Genomic DNA, 23,784 nt, shown 5'->3' on the forward strand with positions numbered 1-23,784 from the left:
GTTGTAATGGTACGCTTCACTTTTGATAAAATATTTCAAAATTGAAAAACTACAAAAGCGGGTTATGTGGATATTTTTCAATAATTTGCACCCTTATAAAAAACTCCTTTCCAAAAACCTTGATCGCCTTTGTAGCAAGACTTTCTCATGTATTTAAAAAAAATTTCGCTCTTCAATTATAAAAATTTCTCAGAGGCCAGCTTTGATTTTGACCATAAAATAAATTGTTTTGTAGGTAAAAACGGCATTGGTAAAACCAATGTTCTGGATGCTATTTATCATTTGTCTTATGGTAAAAGTTATTTTAACCCACTAGCGGTTCAAAATATCAAACACGGTGAGGATTTTTTTGTCATTGATGCTGAATTTGAAAAAAATGAAAGAACGGAGCAAATAGTTTGTAGCCTAAAAAAAGGGCAAAAAAAAATCCTTAAACGCAACGGTAAGAATTACGATAAATTTTCAGACCACATCGGTTTTATACCACTTGTTATCATTTCACCCGCAGATAGAGATTTGATTGTTGAAGGTAGTGAAACTAGGAGGAAATTTATGGACAGTGTGATATCTCAACTGGATGCGCACTACCTTCAGGAATTAATACATTATAATAAGGTAATAAGCCAACGCAATGCTTTGCTTAAATATTTTGCTCTCAATCATGTCTACGATGCAGACACCCTTTCTATATATAATGAACAACTGACAGGATTAGGGAATTCTATTTTTGAAAAACGAAAAGATTTTGCGGCTCAATTTCTACCTATTTTTATTGCTCATCACAAAGCTATTACTGGATCAGAGGAAACAGTACAGTTGCTCTATGAAAGTCACTTATCTCAAAAAGGTTTTTTATCCTTGCTAGAAGAAAACATTACAAAAGACCGAGCGCTACAATATACGAGTGTGGGCATCCATAAAGACGATTTAGTTTTTCAAATTGACGAGCATCCCATTAAAAAATTTGGGTCACAAGGACAGCAAAAATCATTTTTGATTGCCTTAAAACTGGCTCAGTTTGAATTTTTAAAAAAACAAAGTGGTGTGAAACCCATTTTACTTTTTGATGATATTTTTGACAAACTTGATGAAAGTAGGGTTAGTAAAATTATCGAAATGGTAAATAGTGCTACTTTTGGACAATTATTCATAACAGACACACATTCAGACCGTACAGAGGCCATTGTAAAGTCTACGCATCAGTCTTATAAAATTTTTAATCTATAAACTTATTACGAACCAAAATCAAACGAAATGATTCATATTAAAAATAGAAAAATAGTCCACATATTTCTTTTTATTTCTATCATTGCTTTGCAAATTGTAGCATTTAATTTTTGGTATTATGAAACAAAAATTCAAAATAATATTTACAACTCAATTGATGCTCTTGCAAAGCCCAATGAAGCTTTGACCTTGTCTAATGAAGCTATAAAAAGTTATTTTGAAGCTAATAATACCTTCAATGAATATTTAAATACCAATTCAACAGAACGGTATATAAAATATCAAGAAGCGATAAAAAAGATGATTAATGATCTTGAAAAGCTAAGCAACTTGACTCAAAAAAATGTTGCTTTCAAAACCATCATTAAATCAAAATTAGGATTAGAAAGTGATATGGGCAAACTGAGTAATGAGTTTGACGCCATCATGAATTCAAATCTTAATAAAACATCTCCAAATGATTTAAACTTCAAATTAAAATCATACAATTATGAAAAAGTTCTAAGTTCTATCAGTTACGATACTACAAAAACAGCCGTTGTAACAAAAAAGAAAGGTTTTTTTGGCAGACTTGGCAATGCTATTGCTGGTAAAAATGATGTTGACAAAGAGGAAGTGAAATCTGTGATAAAAATGGTTTTTAACAACCAGGAAAAAGCAGGTTCCTTTGAAGAGCAATTGAAAAATATTTTTCAGGTTACTGAGAATTATTACAAAAACGAAGTGTCTAAATTGCAAAAAGTTCATTTTGCACTCAAAGAAAAAGACAACGAACTCATTAAAATTAATAAAAACATATTAACAAAAAGTCAAGAAATTGTCTTGATTTATTCTAGTTCAGCTCAAGAGTTGAATAAAATAGAATACTTGCAGAAAATAAAGGAATACAATTCTAAACTAGTTGAAAAGAAACAATTTATTTTTAACTTATTAATTGCCATAAGCATCATCACTTTTCTATTGCTGCTGTACACCATCTACTCTTTCATACTTGAAAAGAATTTGAACATCCTAAGACAAAATGCCGAAATTAATCTAGACAAAAAGAATCAGTTGATTGGAATGATCAGTCATGAAATGAGAGCGCCACTAAATATTATTTCAAACTTTTCTAGAAAAATTAAAAATTCAAACACAGACCCATCATTAAACTCACCCATTGATTCCCTTTATTTTACTGCTAACTCCTTACAAATAACAGTAAGTCAAATTTTGGATTTTTTTAAAAATGAGAACAATACATTACTCCTGTACAATACCAAGATGAACTTAAAAACAGAGGTCAGTGCTATTTTAGAATCTTTAAAAGCGCTGGCTGAATTGAAGCAACTCGAAATCAAATACACTATCCCCACTGAGCTAGACGAAAGTGTTTGGGCAGATAATGTTAAAATTCACCAGTTGTTTTACAATATTATAGGCAATGCAATAAAGTTTACCAAAAAAGGTTCTATTACAGTAGTTACAGCCCTCCAAAAAATAGGTGAAAATTATAGATTTGATGTAAAAATAACCGATACAGGAGCAGGAATTCCTGCAGAGGAAGTAGATAAAATTTTTGATAAGTTTTACCAAAGTAAAGCCCATCAAGAGCAAATCAGTTTTGGAGCAGGTCTTGGACTCACATTATGCAAAAATATCATTTCACTTTTTAAAGGAGAAATATCAGTAAAAAGCGAACTCAATGTAGGAACCGAAATTTCATTTTTCCTGATGCTAGAACCATCAAATGAGGAGCAAGAAACGAGTCAAACTAAGTTGTTAAACCAATTTAAAGACAAAAACCTTGAGGTAGTTGTAGTTGATGATGATACGATGACATTATTACTTTTGAAAAAATTAATTGAAAAATTACACTTTAAAGCTACTACTTTTCAAGATGTAGAGTCGGCAAAAACGTATTTAAAAACAAATGAAGCTGACTTAATTCTTACCGATTTACAAATAAGTGAATATTCTGGATTTGATTTTGTAGAAGACATCAAAAAAATACCTAATAAAAATGCCGAAGTACCAATCCTAGTGATTACAGGTGACTCATATATGAATACTGAAAACCTGAAAGAGCTGCAAATAGATGACATTTTGATAAAACCAATAAACAAGGAAGAACTATTTTTTAAAATTCATACACTTTTAAATAAGTAATACGATTCTTTTATGAATCATTAAATCATGTCCTATTCATTTTAAAAATCTGGTGCATGGTAAACTATAAAATATAGCTACGAAAGCCCAAAAACCAATAGAAATTAAGTATTTTTGAAGAACACAAATTACCCCAAATAAAATGAATCTATTTAAAACCCTAGTAATTCTGGCATGTACCACATTAATTACCTCTTGCAACGGACAAGAAGCAATTAAAACAAAAACCATTGAAGCTCAAGTTTTTAGTGACAAAATAAAACAAACGCCAAACGCTCAAATTATAGATGTGCGCACACCCCAAGAATTTTCATCTTATCATTTAGATAATGCCATCAACATTGATTGGCTTGGTACCAGTTTTGAAAAAGAAGTAGCCAAGTTAGACCCTAAAAAACCTGTTTTTATTTACTGCAAAGCTGGAGGTCGAAGTCAAAGCGCTCATGAAAAACTAAATGAGTTAGGATTTACAACAGTCTACGAAATGAAAGGTGGGATCTTAAAATGGGAAGCCGCTGGACTTGCAAAAACAAGTAATAAAGCGATAGGCATGACTAGAGATGAGTACAACAAAATCACCAATAGTGATAAAAAAGTACTCATAAATTTCTATGCTGAGTGGTGCGCTCCATGTAAAAAAATGGAGCCATATATTAAAACTATGCAAACTGAACTTGCTAATGAAGTTACCATAATTAGGCTGGACGCGGATAAAAACAAAACACTAATGAGTGAATTGAAAATTAGTGAGCTCCCTACTTTATTGTTATATGAAGGAACCAAAATAAAATGGCAACAATCAGGCTACATAACGGAAGTTGATCTAAAAAAACAAATACAATAACGTATATGCTCACAAAAGAATCACTTCAATTTCTAGAAGATTTAAAGGCCAATAATAACAGAGATTGGTTTTTGGATCAAAAAAAACGATACGAAGCTTTTAAGACAGATTATAAAAGATTTGTTGCTGACTTGCTAGACACTCTAAAACCATTAGACCCAAGTCTAGAACTACTTGAAGTTAAAAATTGCACTTTTAGAATCAATAGAGACATTCGTTTTTCTAAAGACAAAACACCTTATAAATCCCATTTAGGCATCTGGATTTCATCTGGTGCCAAAGGTCATAATAGATCCGGTTATTACATTCATCTAGAAAAAAGCGGTAGCTTTATAGCAGGAGGCTTGTACTGCCCAGAGGCTGAAGATGTCAAAAAAATACGAAGAGAAATTGCATTTTTTCATGAAGATTTAGAAGCCATACTGGCAGAGAAAAAATTCAAAAAAGAATTTGGTGACCTTGACAGGAATGAAAAAGACCTGTTAAAAAATCCGCCACGTGGATACGATAAAGACCATCCTGCAATTGATTTATTAAAACTCAAAAGTTTTGAATCATCACATAAAATTGATTATGATGACGCTGCAAAAGAGAACTTTACCGAAACCATTTGTCAAAAATTAATTCTTTTGAAACCGCTAAATGATTTTATCAATCGTGCCTTAACGACCGAATAAAATGAAAAAGCGAAAGATCCTTTTTTTAGGTGAAACCTACCGCGCAGATGCTATCACTTGGATTAGAGGTCTACAAGAATTTGGCGACTTTGAAATCATTACTTGGGAATTAAAAAAACCTAGTAACAATATAAAAAACAGACTACTAAGACTTTTAGAATACACTTATGCACTACCACACGTAAAAAAAATTATTCGTCTTGAAAAACCAGATATGATTATTGCTGAAAGAACTACTAGCTATGGTTTTTTGGCTGTTTTATGCGGGATTAAACCCGTAGCAATTGCGCAACAAGGATACACTGATTTATGGCCGAAAAATTCCATCTTGTACCCTGTAAAAAAAAGAATGCAAAAATACGCTTTTAAACATGCAACGTTAATACATGCTTGGGGTCCTGTGATGTCACAATCCATGCAAAAAGCAAATATTGACATGCAAAAAGTTTTGGTTTTACCAAAGGGTATTGATCTCGAAAAGTTCAATTGTCCACAAAAAACCTTTTCGGGCAAAATAAATGCTATTGTCACCCGTTCCTTATGTCCTGAGTATGGGCATGATGTCATTTTGAAAGCTTTTGGAATCTTACATAAAAAAGAAATAGATTTTGAATTGACATTTGTAGGTGACGGCAAAGAGCTTTTAAATTTAAAAAAACTAGCTCAAAATTTAAACATAGCTCCTAAAGTACATTTTACTGGAAGAATTTTAAATACACAGTTACCTAACTACCTTAAAAAAGCGAATCTGTATATTAGCATGCCTGTTACAGAAGGAGTTTCAGCATCACTTTTTGAAGCAATGGCCACACGTTGCTATCCTATTGTAAGTGATATTCCTGGAAATAAAAGTTATATTGAACATAAAGAAAATGGACAACTAGTACCTGTGGGAGATTACAACAAGCTTGCTCAAGAAATTCTATGGACCATCAACAACACAAATAGCATTAAAAACGCTACCGAAATTAATTACAATTTTTGCTCTCAAAAAGCTAATTACAAAATAAACATGAAGGAAATTGCCAATAAATACCATACTCTAATAAACGCCAGAAAATAACTCATTATGTGTGGAATTAATGGAATCTTTCATTTACAAAATCAAAAAAAGGTAGATGAGCGTCTCTTACTTAGAATGAGAGACTCACTAGAACATAGAGGACCTGATGACAAAGGAATTTTTATTGATAAAAATATCGGATTAGGACATAGAAGATTATCCATTATAGATTTAACTATCGCAGGACACCAACCCTACATTTCCGAAGACGGAAGATACATAATGGTATATAACGGTGAAATTTATAATTACAAATCCTTTTATAACGAATTAAAAAACAATGGGCTTAGCATAAAAAACACATCTGACACAGAGGTGTTAATGAAACTATTTCAGTTGTATGGCTTGAAAATGCTGAATAAACTCAATGGTATATTTGCCTTCGCTATTTGGGATAAATTAGAAAAAAAATTGACACTTGCACGAGACAGGATGGGCGTCAAACCGCTATACTATTCGTTTCATAATGAATCATTATATTTTGCATCAGAACAAAAAGCATTGTTTACTGCTGGTGTACCACTTAAAATTGCTTCTGACGGATTAGAGGAATATATATTCAATCGTTTTGTAGCTGGTGAAAATACCTTATACCAGAATGTGAACAAAGTTTTACCAGGTCACTCCTTAACTATACATCAAAACGGTAAGAAAGAGATTTTAAAATGGTGGGACTTGAAGACAGAAATTCAAAATCAAGACCAAATTAAAAAACCTTTAGAATGGTTTCAAGAAACATTTAACGATTCTATAAATTTACGAATGGTGAGTGATGTACCCGTGGGTGTATTATTAAGTGGAGGTCTAGACTCATCATCAATTTTAGCTTCTTTACACGATCAAAAATATCAAAAAATACAAACCTTTAATATGGGTTTTGAAGAAGCAGAGCATAACGAGTCCCATCTAGCCAAAAGTTTAGCCTCAAAGTTTGATTATGAATTTCACACGATGAAATTAAAAGATGAAAATCTATATGAAAACCTTATTAAAGCTACATATTACCAAGATGAGCCCATTGTACATTTGAGTGAACCTCATATTTTAGCGCTGTCTAAAATGGCAAAACCCAAGGTAAAAGTACTTTTATCTGGTGAAGGAGCAGATGAACTAATGGGAGGTTATGTACGCTATAAAACTTTAAAATATCCATCCTTGTTAAATGCAATATCAATGATTAGCAATTTTGAGCTTTTTAATAACAAACCAAGGCTGGAAAAACTGGGTCGATATTCTCAAATTAATACAAATTCAGATTTAGTTATTTTTAATGGATCAAATATATATCCAAATGACATTGCAAAAAATTTCGGCATAAAAAACCCTCCAATAAACGAATACAGAATGAAAATTTTTGAGGAAGCAAAATCAATTTACCCTAATAATCTTAGAAGACAGGCACTCTATTTTGACCAGCATACTTATTTGTGCTCCCTATTGGATCGAAATGACCGCTGTACAATGGGCGAATCAATTGAATGTAGAGAACCTTTTTTGGATCCAAGACTTATCATTGGATTAGGTTCATTAGAGGATAAATGGTTGTTTTCAGGAAAAAAATGGAAATTCATTTTAAAAAAATCAATGGAAAAAAAGTTGCCACAAGAAATTCTAAACTTTAAAAAAGTAGGTTTAAGTGCACCTTGGGGTAAATACATGGCAAGCAGTGATGCTTTTAAGGAAGAAATAGAACTTTTTGCTAAAAGTGACCTCTTTCAAATGCCTTATTTTAATCACATCAATATTCAAAAATTGATCTCTAATTTACAAAAAGGAGATATGAGAATGACACCATATGTAATGCCGCTTTTTATGATGCATATCTGGATGAGAACATACACATCTAAATTTTAATACTTACTTTTGACATTCGTTACAATACTTGAAAAAAGCATACCATCATGAACATACTACCCCACTTTTCACTAAAAAAACACAACACTTTTGGCATTGATGCTTTCGCAAAAAAATTTATAGCCGTACATACCGTCGCAGAATTAGAAATAGTATTAAACCAGAATCAAAATACTGAACTATTTATTTTAGGTGGGGGCAGCAACATGCTACTAACACAAGACATTGACGCTCTTGTAATTCATGTAGATTTAAAAGGCAAAAAAATCATCAATGAAAATGATGACTTTGTGTGGGTTGAGAGTCAAGCGGGAGAAAATTGGCATGAATTTGTACTATGGACTATCAATCAAGATTTTGGAGGATTAGAAAACATGTCCCTTATTCCGGGAAATGTGGGCACAACTCCTGTTCAGAATATTGGGGCTTATGGTGCCGAAATAAAAGATACTTTTGCTTATTGCGAAGCAATGAACATTGAAAACCAAGAAATTAAAACGTTCACTAAGGATGAATGTAACTTTGGTTATCGAGAAAGTATTTTTAAACATGAGGTGAAAAATCAATTCGTAATTACATCCGTAGTTTTTAAACTCACCAAGAAAAACCACAAAATAAACACTTCCTACGGAGATATTTCAGGTGAATTAGCCAAAAAAAACATCACAAATCCTACTCTTGTAGACGTTAGTAATGCTGTTATTACGATCCGAAAAAGTAAACTACCCGACCCTAAAGAATTGGGCAACAGTGGTAGTTTTTTTAAAAACCCAATAGTTTTAAAATCTGATTTTGAAAAAATACACCAACGCTTTCCAGAAATGAAATTCTATGAAATTTCAGATACTGAGGTTAAAGTTCCCGCGGGTTGGCTGATTGAGCAAGCAGGTTTTAAAGGCAAACGTTTTGGTGATGCAGGTGTGCATAAAAACCAGGCTTTAGTTCTTGTAAATTATGGCAATGCTACAGGAAAAGAGATATTAAATGTAGCGCATGAAATTCAAGATACCGTATTTAAACTTTTTGGAATTCGTATTGAAGCAGAAGTTAACATTATATGATGCACGAATTCCTCTATTAGTATCAACTATAAAATAAAATCAATCCATGTACATTCCTGATATTTACAGAAACGAAAATGCAGCAGAAATAAAAAAATTTCTTTACGAAAACAGTTTTGGTATACTCATCAATCAGTCTAATAGTAAACTGTGTGCTACTCATATTCCATTAGAGCTAGAAACTAACAGTGAAGGAAAAGAAATTTTGTGCGGTCATATTTCAAAAGAAAATCCACAATGGAAAGGATTCTTAGAAAATGACGAAGTTTTAGCAGTATTTTCAGGACCTCACAGTTACATATCTTCTTCATGGTACGATCATGAAAATGTGCCAACTTGGAATTATATTGCAGTTCAAATACATGGGAAAATCAAAATAATTGATCACGAAGCAGCTGTAGAATCCTTAAAAAAATTAGTAGACAAATATGAAAAAGGTTCAGAAAACCCAATTCGTATTGAAGATTTATCAGCAAAAACAATGCGCCAAGCAAAGGGAATTGTAGCCTTTGAGATTGAAATTACAGAAATTAATGCTACTAAGAAAATGTCTCAAAATAGAGACCAAAAAAATTATCAAAACATTATTGAAGCGTTAGAAAAAGTAAATACTCCACAAGCCATTGCAACTGCAACTGAAATGAAAAAATGTCCTATTTAATTTCTTTGGAAAATTACAATTAGTATTTAACATTTAGAGATTCTATTCATACCTTTGCAGCCATATTTATACACGCCTTGTAACGAATATTAATACTCATAAAACACAAATGCTTATATTACTATTTTACTTTTTTATTTTTATTGTAGCCGTTCAAATACTCTATTATTTAGGGGTTTTCAGGTTTTTTGCTTTCGCCAAAGATCAAAAAAGTACTCCAAAAAAAATTCCAGTATCTGTAATAGTTTGTGCTAAAAATGAAGAAGAAAACGTAGCACAATTTATACCCTTATTAGCAGCACAAGAATACCCTGACTTTGAAATAGTTCTAATTGATGATGCATCAAGTGATAAAACACTAGATATTTTTGAAGAATTTGAAAAGCAATATTCAAACATTCGACTTGTAAAAGTAGAAAACAACGAAGCCTTTTGGGGAAATAAAAAATACGCTTTAACGTTAGGCATCAAAGCAGCTTCAAAAGACTATTTATTATTTACAGATGCGGATTGTTATCCTACCTCAACAAACTGGATAGCTACCATGACAGCACAATTTACCATGCAAAAAACTATCGTTTTGGGTTATGGAAAATACGAACGAATTTCAAATTCCTTTCTGAATAAAATAATTCGATACGAAACTCTTTTAACAGCAGTTCAATATTTTTCATGGGCAAAGTTAGGCAAGCCGTACATGGGAGTTGGTAGAAATTTAGCGTATAAAAAAGATGAATTCTTTAAAGTAAACGGATTTATTGAGCACATGCGCATTCGCTCAGGAGATGATGATTTATTTGTAAATCAAGCTGCAACAGCAAAAAACACTACAATAGCTTTTGAGCCAGATAGTTTTACGCTTTCTAAACCTAAAACTTCCTTTAATGATTGGGTATCACAAAAAAGGAGGCATGTTGCAACTGCTAACCATTATACTTTTTTTGATCAATTTCAACTGGGTGTTTTTTATAGTTCACAATTATTATTCATCTTATTACCAGCTGTTTTGCTTGCGTTTCAATTTGAATGGATTATTGTCACCAGTTTAATAGCCTTTCGTTATCTCGTGGCATGGATTATGATAGGTTCATCTGCAAGGAAACTTGAGGAGCATGATTTAAAATTTTGGTTTCCAATTGTTGAAATTGTCTTAATCTTAATCCAAATCAATATCTTTATCATTAATCTATTCTCAAAACCAGCACAGTGGAAATAAACAATCAAATAGAAAAAGCAAAACAAGGTGATCAAGTTGCCTTTACTTTTCTATTGAATCACTACTGGAATGAGGTGTATGGGTTCATGCTAAAAAGAACCGAAAATGAAACTACAGCCGAGGACATTACGATTGAAACTTTTTCTAAAGCATTTGACAAACTAGCCACTTATAATGCTGAATTTCAATTCAATACTTGGTTAATAGCTATTGCAAAAAATGTGCATATTGATTTATTACGAAAGAAAAAACTAAGTCTTTTTGTTGAAATTACAGAAGACGAAAATCATCAAGCTTACAATATTGCTGACACTACTCCGTCTGCTGAGGATGTATTGATTACTGAACAAAACTTATCCCGTTTATTACAATGCATTAAAGAATTAAAACCTCATTACCAAGAGGTGATTCAGCTGCGTTATTTTCAAGAAATGAGCTATCAAGAAATAGCTTTAAAAATGAATGAACCACTAAGTAATGTAAAAATTAAACTTTTACGTGCCAAGAAGTTGCTAGCCGAAATAATTCAGAAAAAATAATTCCTTTATCTTTTTTGAATGGGCACAAAAAAAGCCTGAAAAAACAGACTTTCTTTTACATTTATAAATTTCGGTTTAACGTACAATCCTTTCTGGAAAATCAGTAATTATTCCACTTACTTTTAAATCTTGTAGCATCTTGATATCAGCAGGTTCGTTTGCTGTCCAAGGAAGAATCTTGAAATTATTAGTTTTCATGATCGCAACATTTTCTAGCGTCAAGGTTTTAAAATAAGGGTTTATTGCTTGCGCATTTAATTCTTTTCCTAACTGAATCACAGTTTCAATAGGATCTTTGTAAGTCAGTAATCCTATAGAAACATCCTTACTCAAACTTCTCATTTTTCTTAATTCATTTACTTTAAAACTAGATACAAAAAAATCTTTATTGCTCCAGCCACGCTTTTTAAAGTTTTCCATAATGGCGTACGTATCTGCCGCCGTATTTTCTCCCTTCAATTCAATGTTGAGCACTGCTTTTCTATTCATAGTTGTTATGACTTCCTCAAGAGTTGGAATTTGATGTTTACCTGCAACTAGTACTTTTCTTAATTCGTCAAAAGTGTAACTCTCAATCTTTCCTTTAGCATTTGTCAATCGGTCTAAATCATCATCGTGAAAAACTACAATTTCACCCGTTTTTATTTTAAACACATCTATCTCAAGCATATCGGCTTTGAGATCAATTCCTTTTTTTATAGAAGCTATTGTATTTTCGACTTCATGTCCCATTGCGCCTCTGTGGCCACAAACAATAAATTTATTTGAACTACAATTGAAAAAAAGTAGCGACAATGCAGTCGCAATAGTTATCGTTTTTGCTTTCATAAATACCTTATATATTTTTCATAAAATTATATTTAAACTCGTCAAATACCATTACCTAATCATTACGAATAAACTAAATTAAAGCTACTTTTTGTGATGCAATGTTTCATAAAGTTTACCCAAAAATAGAAATAAACACTAAAAAAGGGCGAAAATCAGAACTTTGGTTACAAAAAATTATTTTTCTAATAGTATTAATGTAACACCTTTTTTTCTATTTCTAGATTCCTTTGCCAGCATGAAACTAAACACTAAACTCATGAAAAATATTAAAATGTTCTTATTTACGATGGTGTGGATTATCGTAATAAGCACTACAAGTCATGCACAAACCACACAAGCTTCTATTTCTGGAACCATTTCAGGTACAAATAATGAAACTATAAAAGAAGCAAATGTTAGCTTAAAAAATGAATCTACTGGATTTAATACTACTACACTTACTAACTATAAAGGCGTTTATACTTTTAAAGAATTGCCTCTCGGTGGTCCTTACACTATTACTGTAAAAACATCTGGATATGGTGCACAACAACGATCTGGATACACGCTCAATCAAGGTGATTTAATTACGATTAACATCGAAATGCAAACCGATATGCAAACTCTAGAGGTGGTAGAAGTGGTAGGCCGAGGATTAAAAAATAAAACAGGAAATCTAGGTGCGGCAACTGCAATTACAGCCAAACTCATTAATTCTTTACCCGTAAACGGAAGAAATTTTACCAACTTAATGGATTTGTCTCCATTAACACGTGGCGGAAACATCTCAGGACAACTAGCATCGTCTACTAATTATACATTAGATGGAATGAATGCAAAAAACCCAACTTCGGCAGGAGCTACCACCAGCAGAAGTGGCGCACCCTACTCCATCTCTATTGAGGCTGTAAGAGAATTTAAAGTAGTCACAAATCAATATGATGTAGGTTATGGTCGAAGTGGTGGTGGAACTGTAAGTGCCGTTACTAAGTCTGGAACGAATGATTTTTCTGGAAGTATGTTTGCTTACAATAGAGCAGACTGGCTTTCTAGTGCTTATGACATTAGAGGAAACAGACGTCAAAATGATTTTACAACGACTCAATATGGTTTTACCTTGGGCGGACCTATTATCAAAGACAAACTACACTTTTTTATAGCATGGGATCATCAACAAGATTCAAGACCATTGGTCATTGCTGATGTTCAATCACCAGAGGATGAGCTTAGGTTTAATGTAACTAGAGCAACGCTGGATAACTTTGTAACCATTGCCAGAAATAAATACGGCGTTTCAAGTTCACCTCAATATGGATCATTTGATAAAAAAAGAAATTCGGATGCAGCATTTGCTCGTCTTGACTGGCAATTAAACAGTAAAAACCTGCTTACCATTCGAAACAACTTTACGTTTGATGACAATAAACTGGGATTGCAAGACAATACAACAATTAATTTATATGAGTCTTTTGGTGATGACTATAATATTGATAACAGTATTTTAGCTTCATTGAGAACAACCGTAAATCCTAAAATCACAAACGAATTAAAAGTGCAACATCTTTACACTTTTCAAGACAGTAACCCTGGTGATCAATTGCCTTCTTATAACATTCCTAGAGCTATTGTAGAAAATGTAGCCTCCACAATTAATGGCGCTGTGAGAACTACCAATATTCAAATAGGAGGACACCGATTTGCACAAGAAAAATTCACCAATAATGTTTTTCAAATTGTAGACAATCTATACTACAATACCGATAAAATAAAATACACTTTTGGATTTGACATCATGCAAACCAATTCAAAATCAGTGTATGGTAGTGAAGTAAATGGTCGTTTTCACTTTAATAGTGTAGCAAATTTTGATAATGGTACTCCTTATCGTTACTTTAGAGAAGTACCATTAGTGGCTGATCCTACTGTTAATTCGAATATATTAAATGCAGGGATATATGGACAATTACAAACAAAAGTAGCACTGGGTGTTGACCTAACTTTAGGATTACGTTTTGATTATGCAAAGTATCCAACTGCAACTTTCAACCAATTGGTTTTTGATGAATTAGGCATTAGAACCGATAACAAATTACAATCGGCTATTTTACAGCCAAGGGTCCAATTGACATGGGATGTAAAGGAAAACCACAAAGATTACATACGCGCAGGAGCAGGAATTTTTGCATCAGATTTAAATAACTATGCCATCATTAACAATTTATATTTTGACGGAAAGAAAACTGCAACTGTAGATGTTAGAGCACCCAATGTTCCTGTACCTAACTTCACTGGTTACCGAAACAACTTTTCTAGCATTCCTACGCTAGATGCTTTTCAATTACCAACTATAAATTATACTGGTACCGATGCTAAAGTACCTGTGGTTTATAAAGCTAATGTATCTTACACACATTTTTTTACAGATCATTTAAAAATGGGAATTGCTGGTTATGCTACTCTAGGACGTAATAATTATGTGTATGTAGATAGAAATATGGTTAGCAATCCGTTTTTTAATTTGGCAAACGAAGGAAATCGCGGCGTATTTGTACCAGCAAGTTCAATACCTGCAAATGGAGCTGCAGACTGGATGCAAGGTAGAATAAGTAATAAATTAGGGAGAGTTTTAGAACTTAACAGTGAAGGAAAAGTAAATCAATTTGCGCTAGTTGTTGATGCTACTTACAAATATTTTAAAGATGGAGAAATTACGGCTAGTTACACCCTAAATGACACCAAAGACAACACTTCCTTTAACGGAAATGTGGCTAACACAGCTACACTTGTATTACCTGTAGAGGATGATCCTAGAAATTTAAGTAAAATGACATATTCTGATAATCATTTTCGACACAAGGTGGTGTTTTATGGATCATTACCAACTTTTTACGGGTTTAGTGTAGGAATTCGCTATTCAGGAATTGGTGGTACACGATATAGTTTATTATCTGGAGGAAATACAAATGGAGATTTTGTAACAGCTTCAAATGATTTAGCGTACATTTTTGACATCAACAGCCCAACCGTTCCACAAAATATCAAAACTGGTTTACAAACTATTTTAAATAATCCTGCAGCAAGTTCAAGCTTAAAAAATTATATCAACTCTTACTCTGGTAAAATTGCAGAGCGTAACGGTGGTATAAATGAGTTTTATGGTCTTGTTGACATTAGAATTAATAAAAAAATCAGTATTCCAAAAAAGCAATTCATAGAATTTACTGTTGATATTTTTAATGTTGCGAATTTACTAAACAAAGAAAGGGGAGTTAATAAATCATTGAATAGCCAGTCTCTCTATGCACTAGGAACACCTGCATCTGGCGGTAATGCTGCAGTTCCAGGATTTGATAGTACTAGACAACAGTTTAACTACCGTGTAAACAATGCTGGTTTACCTGCTTTATCTGGTAATCCATTTCAAATTCAGATAGGTTTTAAATATGCATTCTAAGTAATTCTTTTTTACAAAAATACAAGCGCATCCTGATACAGTGATGCGCTTTTTTTTGCGCAGTATTTTAATAAAATTAATTTAGCTAAATAATAAAATATAATTCAATAAATTTTTAAAAATTTTAAAAATTAATTACAATAATAACACAATAGGTTCGTTATTAATAAAAAATAACCTTGCTTATGATGTAAATGTACTTAACCATAAAAACCACATATTATGTCTAAATTAAGCATTTACGAGACCGGCTGGATTGAACTTGTTTTTCAAAACAGAAATAAAGAGTATGGTGCGTACAAACTTCGTCAAGAGAGCACAAAAACGTCACTTACAGCACTTTTCATGGGAGTAACATTATTAGTGGGTGCCATTAGCATTCCTACACTAGTCTCAATTTTTAATCCTGAGACAACCTTTACCCCTATTGAGCCAGATTCGACAGATAAAATTGTCCAAATAACCGATGTCTATCCAAATAAAACACAACCTCAAAAAGCATTACCTCCCTTAAAAACAAAAAGTATTGCTAATCCAGTAAAAAGTAAAGCATTAATTAATCCTATTATTGTATCTACTGAACAAGCAGAGCAAAATATTGCTAAAAACACTGATCTACCAGTTGTAAATACAACGCCATCTGACGGAACTGGCATAGTGGCTGTTAACACCGGTCAAAGTACAACTGTTCAAAACACAGTGGAAACACCTGAAACCGGAAACGCCATCATTAACAGTCTAGCGCTAGATAAACTTCCAGAATTTCCAGGAGGTATCAACAAGTTTTACACGTATGTAGGTAATAATTTTGAAAAACAAGAAACTGAACTCAATGGAACAGTAAAAATCTTTGTTTCTTTTGTAATAGAAAGAGATGGTAGCATGACTGACATACAAGTTAGAAGAGATCCTGGTTACGGACTAGGAAAAGAAGCGGTTAGAGTTTTGAAATCTTTACGAACCAAGTGGGCTCCAGGCATGATTAGCGGAAAACCAGTACGTACCGCCTACACCTTACCTATTACGGTTCAAATGAACTAAAACTACAATATAAAAAAAAGGCAGAACATAGAGTTCTGCCTTTTTTAGTATCAAAAATTATTTTTTCTTTTTAACAGGTGCTTTTTTTGCAACAACTGGCTTTTGCTTCACATAAGGCTTATACAAACCGTCTTTTTCTGCTCTTAATTTGGCGTTTTCTGCTCTTTCTTTTGGATCAGGATGAGAACTCATCATTTTCTCCAAGAAAGAAGATTCAGCTCCTTCACTCATTTTAGCTAAGATACCAAAGGCTGAAGAAACTGCATTAACATTATAACCATTGTTTTTCATGAAATTATATGAGAACTCATCAGCCTCAGACTCTTGTTTTCTGCTGTGTTTACTATCAATCATTTGGCTACCCACTTTAGCTAACTGACTGTCAGTTATAGCTGCAACTTTATCAGATTGAGATGCTATTAAACCTAAAGCAGCTTCTTTTTTATAAGCAGCCTTAATAGCATCTCTGGAATCAGTATTAACCACGTGACCTATTTCATGCCCTATTACGGCAAGTAACTCATTGTCATCCATAATATCCATTAATCCAGAATAGACACGAACACTTCCGTCTGCGGTAGCAAATGCATTTACCTCGTTTAATTTATATACTTTATAATTAAGTGCAACTCCTTCTGTAGTCTTATGTTTTCCAAAAAGCTTATTTAAACGAAGAGTATACGGATCTTTAGCACCTGTAATAACATGCTCAGCATCCATTTTATCTACTGCTGCTTTTGATAATGAAGCTGCATCAGCATCACTAAATGTAAAACCTGCCACCCCTTTTTGAACAGCTCCAAGAGCTTTCTCACCAAAATTTATTTGCGCGTTAGCGGTTGAAACTCCTAGTAAAACGAACAAAGCTCCTAAAATTATTGATTTATTTTTCATGATTTCTAATTTTAAACAAATGTACTAATTTATGTTAAAAAAAATAAAACACATCAACATTGTTTTTTTAAACGTTGAGATACTTCATCATCTCTTACAAAGACAATACCAAAGAATTATTTTATAATTTCCAACCCAAACAATATCGTCCAAAAAATATGTTAAGTAAAATTTTATGCTTTGTATAAGTCTAATTCACGATTTGGTTTTACCCTTTTATAATTCAACTTTAGTTATCTTTGCACTCAGAAAATTGAGATATGGAAAACGTTGTAGAAAACAATTTACTAGAAAAAACCCAAACCAAGGCAGAACATATCACTGGAAAACCAAAATGGTTAAAAGTGAAACTACCCATTGGTCAAAAATATACAGAACTTAGAGGATTAGTTGACAAATACAGTTTAAACACTATTTGCACATCTGGAAGTTGTCCTAACATGGGAGAATGCTGGGGCGAGGGTACTGCTACCTTTATGATTTTGGGAAATATTTGCACGCGCTCTTGCGGATTTTGCGGTGTAAAAACAGGTAGACCAGAAACTGTTGACTGGGAAGAACCTGAAAAAGTAGCGAGATCCATAAAGATTATGAATATCAAACACGCCGTGATTACAAGTGTTGATCGTGATGATTTGAAAGATGGTGGCTCAATAATTTGGATTGAAACAGTAAAAGCCATTCGCAGAATGAATCCAAATACAACACTTGAAACATTAATTCCTGATTTTCAAGGAAACGAAACCCATTTAGATCGAATAGTTGCTGCTAATCCCGAAGTTGTTTCGCATAATGTAGAAACAGTGAGACGCTTGACTAGAGAGGTGCGCATACAAGCAAAATACGATCGTACACTTGAAGTATTGCGTTATTTAAAAGAAAAAGGCATCAACAGAACTAAATCTGGTATCATGTTAGGTTTGGGTGAACTTGAAGAAGAAGTATATCAAACATTAAGAGATCTTAGAGACGCAAATGTAGATGTAGTTACTATAGGACAATATCTTCAACCGAGTAAAAAACATTTACCTGTTAAAGAATTCATAACTCCTGATCAGTTTGCAAAATATGAGGAATATGGTTTGTCATTAGGTTTTCGTCATGTAGAAAGTGGGCCTCTTGTTCGCTCTTCTTATAAAGCTCAGAAACACATTCTTTAAAATTGTAACAAGGTATTGGTACAACAAAATTTCATTTTAAAACTGAAATTTGACACTTTAAACAAAAAAATATTGAAAACTAGAATTGCGATAAACGGTTTTGGAAGAATTGGAAGGAATATTTTCCGCTTACTTTTAAACCACCCAACAATTGAAGTTGTTGCCATAAATGATATAGCCGACAAAAAAACTATGGCACATCTGGTAAAGTATGATAGCATACACGGTGTGTTACCGCATGCCGTGAGCTATAATGAAACAGGTATACTTGTTGGCGAATCTCATTTTCTTTTTTTTCACGAAAAAAATTTAAAAAACCTAGACTGGAAAAGTTGCTCCATTGATTATGTTATTGAATCAACAGGAAAATACAAGACTTTTGAGGAATTACACACGCACATTCTGGCTGGTGCCAAAAAAGTAATTTTATCTGCACCCTCAGAGACAGATGCAATAAAAACCGTTGTATTAGGGGTTAATGAGGAAATTCTTGACGGTACAGAAACAATAATTTCGAATGCAAGTTGCACTACAAATAATGCTGCCCCAATGATCAAAGTGATCAATGATCTTTGCGGCATAGAACAAGCTTACATTACCACAATTCACTCTTACACAACAGATCAAAGCTTACACGATCAACCTCATAAAGATTTAAGAAGAGCTCGCGGTGCAAGTCAATCTATAGTTCCTACAACAACAGGTGCAGCAAAAGCATTAACAAAAATATTCCCAGAATTTGAAGGTAAGATAGGTGGATGTGGTATTAGAGTTCCTGTTCCGGATGGTTCTTTAACAGATATTACCTTTAATGTAAAAAAAGCAGTCAGTATCAATCAAATAAACGAAGCCTTTAAACACGCTTCGCAAAACACTCTAAAAGGAATATTAGATTATACGGAGGACCCAATTGTATCTGTAGATGTAATAGGGAATAAAAATTCATGTATATTTGATGCACAACTTACTTCTGTAATTGATAAAATGGTAAAAGTAGTAGGTTGGTATGATAATGAAATAGGATATTCATCAAGGCTTATTGATTTGATTCTTTTAACATCAAAATAGTAATTTTTCAAAAAAAACATGGCAAATGAAATGTTTTTTCTTTTCTGTATTGTTTTTTACTGGTATACTTGCCTCACACTCCACAGTGAAAGCAGATAGCTTGACCTATTATTACACGCTCAGCAATCAAAACATCAAGGACGATAATTATAGAAATGCCTTGTTTTTTACACAAAAAGCAATACAATTTGCAAAAAAAAACAACAAAAACATGGAGCAAGCACTTCATGAATTCAATTTAGGTAAAATTCTTTATGATTTAAAAAAATATGATGATGCGCTAGTTAGTTTTTTAAAAAGTGCCACACTCAACAATACTACTATTTCGAATAAAGCGAAAGCCGAAAGTTACTACCATATTGGCCTTTGTTACATGGCCAAGGAGAATTATAAAGAAGCATCCCCCTATTTTAACAAAGCCGAAAATTTATACAAAGATTTAAAAACCACAAATAAAATTCTTGAAGTAAAACTCCAAAAAGGACTTATTAATCGGTTCACTGGAAAAACTCAAGAGGCTATGACTATTTTTAAATCTATTATTTATATGCCAGAATCTTCTATTTTAGAGGATTTAAAAGCAAAGACTTTGTATCAAATAGGGACTATAGAATCACAATACAATAGAAATAATTTGGCAATAGCCTATCTAAAAAAGGCTCTTAACGCTAATAATAATATCAATAATATTGAACTAAAGACATCTATAGTACTAGCGCTAAGTACGCTTTATGACAAAACATTAGATAAAAATTTAGCATACCAATATTTAAAACAATATTTAAAACTAAAAGAAGAGTTAACTTTTCTCAACAATAAAAGACTTGGAGTTGATGATTACGCTAAATTTAAAGAAGCGGAACGTCTTAAAGAACAAAATCAATTCAAAATTCAAAAAGAAGAAGAACTAAAATCCAAAAAAATATCAAAAATCATTAGTATACTTGCTATTGCTTTAATTACTATCTTATCATTATTAAGCCTTTCTCTTTACAAAAACAATAAAATTAGAACCAAATCAAACCAGCTCTTAAAAGATAAAAACAAAGAACTAGAGATTGCTAAAAACAAAGTTGAAAAAGCATCTCAAGCCAGATCTGAGTTCCTTTCTACGGTAAGTCATGAACTCAGAACTCCGCTCAATGCAATCAATGGAATCACCCATTTACTTCTTGAAGAAGATCCTAAAAAAAACCAAATAGATTACCTTTCCTCCTTAAAATTTTCTGGTGATTACCTGACTAAGTTTATCAATGAAATTTTAGAAATTAACAAAATAGAATCTAATAAAACGGAAATAGAAGAAATTCCCTTTAACTTAAAACAACTACTCATCAACATCAAGCAATCTCTCAAGGAGTTAGCCATCGTAAATAACAATGATTTCAAATTAGATGTTGACTATACCATTCCAGATTTTCTCATTGGAGACCCAACTAAACTCTCTCAAATCATTTTAAACCTGATTAATAATGCGCTAAAATTTACAAAAAATGGAGTAGTAAATGTGGTAGCAAAACTCAATAATCTAGAGGATAATTATGCTACATTGGATTTTGAAATTATTGATACTGGAATAGGCATACCAGCAGAAAAACTAGAAAGTGTTTTTGATAGTTTTTCACAAGGCTCTATTGAAGTTAATAGAAAATATGGAGGTACTGGACTTGGGCTAACAATTGTAAAAAAATTAATAACCATTCTAGGAGGTGAAATACACCTTAAAAGTACTGTAAATAAAGGATCTACATTCTCATTTCAATTAAAATTTGAAATAGGAAAAAAACCCATAGATATCGTTTCTACAAGCAAGCAAAATTATGAATCCAAACTTATCAATAAGAAAATATTACTAGTAGAGGACAATAAAATCAACCAAATGATCACCACAAAAATGCTTTTTAATAAAAAAGTAATTTGCGAAGTGATTGACAATGGCGAAGAAGCTATTGAACTTTTAAAAATTTCAAAATTTGACTTGATTTTAATGGATGTTCATTTACCCGGAATTAATGGTACGATAGCAACAGAAACGATTAGAAAATTTGACAATATTACACCCATTATAGCTCTTACCGCTATCTCTCTTGATGAAAACCGGGAAATGCTATTGTCTTTTGGCATGAACGATGTTATTACTAAACCGTTCATACCCGAAGTTTTTTATTCTATAATTGCTGATCACTTGAAGTAATTAATAATTCAAAATCAGTTCTTTTATTAAACTACGAACTTGTGGTTCGGCTTCTTTTGCTGCTTCTAGAACTTCATCATGAGAAATCGTTCCTATACTTTCAGCATCACCCATATCTGTAATTACAGAAATCCCAAAAGTTTCTAAATCCATGTGTCTAGCCACAATAACCTCTGGAACAGTAGACATCCCAACACAATCAGCACCTAAAATTTTTACCATTTTATATTCTGCTAGAGTTTCAAATGTAGGTCCTTGCAAACCAAGGTAAATGCCTTCATGTGTTACAATATTCAATTCTTTAGCTATTTCGGTTGCTTTTGCAATCATTTTGCGGGAATAAGGCTCACTCATATTAACAAAACGAGGGCCAAAACGTTCATCATTTTCCCCTCTCAAAGGATGCTCTGGAGTCATATTAATATGATCCGTAATCATCACAATAGATCCTACTTTATAACTCGGGTTCACTCCTCCTGATGCATTAGATACAATAAGCTTATCAACACCCAAGAACTTCATTACACGTACCGGAAAAGTAACTTCAGTCATAGAATAGCCTTCGTAATAATGAAAACGGCCTTGCATGGCGACTACTTTTTTACTCCCAATAGTCCCAAAAACAAGAGCCCCTTTATGACCTTGAACTGTTGAAACAGGAAAATTAGGAATTTCATGATACGGTAAAGTAAAATCAACCTGCATATCATTAGTAAAACTTCCTAAACCTGAACCTAGAATAACACCGTATTCTGGAGTGAAATTAACTCTCTCTTGTATGAAACTAACTGTTTCTTGTACTTCTTCCCACATAATCTAAAATTGTTTTATTAAAATTCTCACCACCTGATATAAATGAACATGTTATACCCAAGTAAAACAGCTGTTCCCCTGAGAAATGTTCCTTCAAACGCACATAATCCTTTTCGGTGGTAATAATTTTATTGTTTTGCGCTATTTTTTTTATTTCTAAAACTTCACTATCTGTAAAATCATGATGGTCAGGGTATGCTAAGCAAACATCACCCTCTTCTTTAATGGCATCAAAAAATGAATCAGGCTTTGCAATACCCGCAATCAAAACTTTCTTTACACCTTTTAACGTATCTCTATTGATCTTACAATTATGACCCAAAAAACAAGAATCATAATTAATATAAGTGAAAAATAATTCTTGATGATCATTAACTTTAAGTCTAGTTCGCAATCTACTTTGTTCCTCTAAACTCAAGTTTACAGGACATTTTGTAACAATTACTATGGATGCTCTTTTCGCACCAACTTTTAGTTCTCTTAAATTCCCTGTGGGCAACATACAATCATCAGCATACAAATCTCCGTAGGCTGTTAGTAAAATATAAAACCCCGCTTTTACCTTTCGGTGTTGGTAAGCATCATCTAACAAAATAACATCGGGCTTTTGATATGATTGCATTAACTGCTCTATTCCGTTTTTTCTATCGGCATCTACAGCCACTTGAATTGTTGGGAATTTACTAAAAAATTGAAACGGTTCATCACCCAAAATTTTTGCAGTGGTTCCGGCTTGCGCCAAAATGTATCCTGAGGACTGTCTTTTATATCCTCTACTCAATGTAGCTACCTTATAATTATTATTAAGTAAACGGATTAAATATTCTATTTGAGGTGATTTACCAGTACCTCCAACACTTAAATTTCCAACGACAATAACTGGTACATCAAAAAAAGTAGCGTTAAGTATTCCATTATCATATAAAAAATTACGAATACTAGTGACCAAGCCATACAAAACGGCAAACGGAAACAGTATTTTTCGGAGTAATTTCATTTTACGAAAGTAGAATAAATTATCTTTGAAATAAAAATCTAGCACTGATTTACGCAATTATAA

General features: G+C 32.7%; 19 protein-coding genes. 15 read left to right on the plus strand and 4 right to left on the minus strand.

Translation table 11 applies throughout. The features are described 5' to 3' along the window. Positions 1–147: 147 nt before the first annotated feature. The 10 genes from DNC80_RS06390 (at position 148) to DNC80_RS06435 (ending at position 11,290) form a co-directional block, all read left to right on the plus strand. Positions 148–1,227, plus strand: coding sequence for a DNA replication/repair protein RecF (locus tag DNC80_RS06390; RefSeq protein ID WP_182650211.1), 1,080 nt, complete (start codon positions 148–150; stop codon positions 1,225–1,227). Between the two features lie 27 nt (positions 1,228–1,254). Further along, positions 1,255–3,375 carry a hybrid sensor histidine kinase/response regulator gene (locus DNC80_RS06395; RefSeq protein ID WP_182650213.1) on the plus strand — a complete coding sequence of 707 codons (2,121 nt, stop codon included), beginning with the start codon at positions 1,255–1,257 and terminating at the stop codon, positions 3,373–3,375. Positions 3,376–3,517: 142 nt separating this feature from the next. Then, complete coding sequence (locus tag DNC80_RS06400; protein WP_182650215.1) at positions 3,518–4,219, plus strand: thioredoxin domain-containing protein; 702 nt, start codon at positions 3,518–3,520, stop codon at positions 4,217–4,219. A gap of 5 nt (positions 4,220–4,224) precedes the next feature. Further along, positions 4,225–4,896: a DUF2461 domain-containing protein gene (locus DNC80_RS06405; RefSeq protein ID WP_182650217.1), complete on the plus strand. Its 672-nt coding sequence runs from the start codon at positions 4,225–4,227 to the stop codon at positions 4,894–4,896. 1 nt (position 4,897) lies between these two features. Further along, entirely contained in the window at positions 4,898–5,959 is a 1,062-nt protein-coding gene (locus DNC80_RS06410) for a glycosyltransferase family 4 protein (RefSeq protein ID WP_182650219.1), read from the plus strand. A gap of 6 nt (positions 5,960–5,965) precedes the next feature. Beyond that, a complete protein-coding gene (asnB, locus tag DNC80_RS06415) occupies positions 5,966–7,813 on the plus strand; it encodes an asparagine synthase (glutamine-hydrolyzing) (RefSeq protein ID WP_182650221.1) in 1,848 nt (615 codons plus the stop codon). A gap of 47 nt (positions 7,814–7,860) precedes the next feature. Further along, the gene (gene murB, locus DNC80_RS06420) at positions 7,861–8,874 is read left to right on the plus strand and encodes a UDP-N-acetylmuramate dehydrogenase (RefSeq protein WP_182650223.1); all 1,014 of its coding nucleotides are present in this window, start codon (positions 7,861–7,863) and stop codon (positions 8,872–8,874) included. Positions 8,875–8,920: 46 nt separating this feature from the next. Then, positions 8,921–9,535: an FMN-binding negative transcriptional regulator gene (locus DNC80_RS06425; protein WP_182650225.1), complete on the plus strand. Its 615-nt coding sequence runs from the start codon at positions 8,921–8,923 to the stop codon at positions 9,533–9,535. Positions 9,536–9,644: 109 nt separating this feature from the next. Then, entirely contained in the window at positions 9,645–10,751 is a 1,107-nt protein-coding gene (locus DNC80_RS06430) for a glycosyltransferase (protein WP_182650227.1), read from the plus strand. Beyond that, the gene (locus DNC80_RS06435) at positions 10,742–11,290 is read left to right on the plus strand and encodes a sigma-70 family RNA polymerase sigma factor (protein WP_182650229.1); all 549 of its coding nucleotides are present in this window, start codon (positions 10,742–10,744) and stop codon (positions 11,288–11,290) included. Before DNC80_RS06430 ends, DNC80_RS06435 begins: the two co-directional genes overlap by 10 nt. Positions 11,291–11,365: 75 nt before the next feature. On the opposite strand, the gene DNC80_RS06440 is transcribed toward DNC80_RS06435, so the two are convergent. Continuing rightward, complete coding sequence (locus tag DNC80_RS06440; protein WP_182650230.1) at positions 11,366–12,118, minus strand: glycerophosphodiester phosphodiesterase family protein; 753 nt, start codon at positions 12,116–12,118, stop codon at positions 11,366–11,368. A gap of 259 nt (positions 12,119–12,377) precedes the next feature. Between DNC80_RS06440 and DNC80_RS06445 the strand changes: the two genes are divergently transcribed. Next, positions 12,378–15,554: a TonB-dependent receptor gene (locus DNC80_RS06445; protein ID WP_182650233.1), complete on the plus strand. Its 3,177-nt coding sequence runs from the start codon at positions 12,378–12,380 to the stop codon at positions 15,552–15,554. 222 nt (positions 15,555–15,776) lie between these two features. Further along, positions 15,777–16,595 carry an energy transducer TonB gene (locus DNC80_RS06450; protein WP_182650235.1) on the plus strand — a complete coding sequence of 273 codons (819 nt, stop codon included), beginning with the start codon at positions 15,777–15,779 and terminating at the stop codon, positions 16,593–16,595. Between the two features lie 57 nt (positions 16,596–16,652). Here the strand turns inward: DNC80_RS06450 and DNC80_RS06455 are convergent, their stop codons facing one another. Next, positions 16,653–17,489, minus strand: coding sequence for a M48 family metalloprotease (locus tag DNC80_RS06455; RefSeq protein WP_182650238.1), 837 nt, complete (start codon positions 17,487–17,489; stop codon positions 16,653–16,655). A gap of 260 nt (positions 17,490–17,749) precedes the next feature. Between DNC80_RS06455 and lipA the strand changes: the two genes are divergently transcribed. From lipA to DNC80_RS06470, 3 genes are all read left to right on the plus strand, one after another. Further along, positions 17,750–18,649, plus strand: a complete 900-nt coding sequence (gene lipA / locus DNC80_RS06460) for a lipoyl synthase (protein WP_182650240.1) — start codon at positions 17,750–17,752, stop codon at positions 18,647–18,649. Between the two features lie 72 nt (positions 18,650–18,721). Continuing rightward, complete coding sequence (gene gap, locus DNC80_RS06465) at positions 18,722–19,717, plus strand: type I glyceraldehyde-3-phosphate dehydrogenase (RefSeq protein WP_182650241.1); 996 nt, start codon at positions 18,722–18,724, stop codon at positions 19,715–19,717. A 25-nt stretch (positions 19,718–19,742) separates the two neighbouring features. Beyond that, the gene (locus DNC80_RS06470; protein ID WP_182650243.1) at positions 19,743–21,911 is read left to right on the plus strand and encodes an ATP-binding protein; all 2,169 of its coding nucleotides are present in this window, start codon (positions 19,743–19,745) and stop codon (positions 21,909–21,911) included. Here the strand turns inward: DNC80_RS06470 and DNC80_RS06475 are convergent, their stop codons facing one another. Together DNC80_RS06475 and lpxK are read right to left on the minus strand one after the other, a co-directional pair. Beyond that, entirely contained in the window at positions 21,912–22,724 is an 813-nt protein-coding gene (locus tag DNC80_RS06475; RefSeq protein WP_182650245.1) for a purine-nucleoside phosphorylase, read from the minus strand. Beyond that, positions 22,696–23,721 carry a tetraacyldisaccharide 4'-kinase gene (lpxK, locus tag DNC80_RS06480; RefSeq protein WP_182650247.1) on the minus strand — a complete coding sequence of 342 codons (1,026 nt, stop codon included), beginning with the start codon at positions 23,719–23,721 and terminating at the stop codon, positions 22,696–22,698. Before lpxK ends, DNC80_RS06475 begins: the two co-directional genes overlap by 29 nt. Positions 23,722–23,784 lie beyond the last annotated feature (63 nt).

This window comes from Flavobacterium sp. SOK18b (assembly GCF_014156605.1).
In the GTDB taxonomy this organism is placed as follows: Bacteria; Bacteroidota; Bacteroidia; order Flavobacteriales; family Flavobacteriaceae; genus Flavobacterium; species Flavobacterium tiangeerense.

What these genes read in the sequence shown, in the direction of transcription:
- DNC80_RS06400 (WP_182650215.1), top strand. Translation starts at nt 3,518, where the DNA reads ATGAATCTATTTAAAACCCTAGTAATTCTGGCATGTACCACATTAATT.
- DNC80_RS06410 (WP_182650219.1), top strand. Translation starts at nt 4,898, where the DNA reads ATGAAAAAGCGAAAGATCCTTTTTTTAGGTGAAACCTACCGCGCAGAT.
- asnB (WP_182650221.1), top strand. Translation starts at nt 5,966, where the DNA reads ATGTGTGGAATTAATGGAATCTTTCATTTACAAAATCAAAAAAAGGTA.
- murB (WP_182650223.1), top strand. Translation starts at nt 7,861, where the DNA reads ATGAACATACTACCCCACTTTTCACTAAAAAAACACAACACTTTTGGC.
- DNC80_RS06395 (WP_182650213.1), top strand. Translation starts at nt 1,255, where the DNA reads ATGATTCATATTAAAAATAGAAAAATAGTCCACATATTTCTTTTTATT.
- DNC80_RS06390 (WP_182650211.1), top strand. Translation starts at nt 148, where the DNA reads ATGTATTTAAAAAAAATTTCGCTCTTCAATTATAAAAATTTCTCAGAG.
- DNC80_RS06425 (WP_182650225.1), top strand. Translation starts at nt 8,921, where the DNA reads ATGTACATTCCTGATATTTACAGAAACGAAAATGCAGCAGAAATAAAA.
- DNC80_RS06455 (WP_182650238.1), bottom strand. Translation starts at nt 17,489, where the DNA reads ATGAAAAATAAATCAATAATTTTAGGAGCTTTGTTCGTTTTACTAGGA.
- DNC80_RS06475 (WP_182650245.1), bottom strand. Translation starts at nt 22,724, where the DNA reads ATGTGGGAAGAAGTACAAGAAACAGTTAGTTTCATACAAGAGAGAGTT.
- DNC80_RS06430 (WP_182650227.1), top strand. Translation starts at nt 9,645, where the DNA reads ATGCTTATATTACTATTTTACTTTTTTATTTTTATTGTAGCCGTTCAA.
- DNC80_RS06450 (WP_182650235.1), top strand. Translation starts at nt 15,777, where the DNA reads ATGTCTAAATTAAGCATTTACGAGACCGGCTGGATTGAACTTGTTTTT.
- DNC80_RS06405 (WP_182650217.1), top strand. Translation starts at nt 4,225, where the DNA reads ATGCTCACAAAAGAATCACTTCAATTTCTAGAAGATTTAAAGGCCAAT.
- DNC80_RS06470 (WP_182650243.1), top strand. Translation starts at nt 19,743, where the DNA reads ATGAAATGTTTTTTCTTTTCTGTATTGTTTTTTACTGGTATACTTGCC.
- DNC80_RS06440 (WP_182650230.1), bottom strand. Translation starts at nt 12,118, where the DNA reads ATGAAAGCAAAAACGATAACTATTGCGACTGCATTGTCGCTACTTTTT.
- DNC80_RS06445 (WP_182650233.1), top strand. Translation starts at nt 12,378, where the DNA reads ATGAAAAATATTAAAATGTTCTTATTTACGATGGTGTGGATTATCGTA.
- lpxK (WP_182650247.1), bottom strand. Translation starts at nt 23,721, where the DNA reads ATGAAATTACTCCGAAAAATACTGTTTCCGTTTGCCGTTTTGTATGGC.
- lipA (WP_182650240.1), top strand. Translation starts at nt 17,750, where the DNA reads ATGGAAAACGTTGTAGAAAACAATTTACTAGAAAAAACCCAAACCAAG.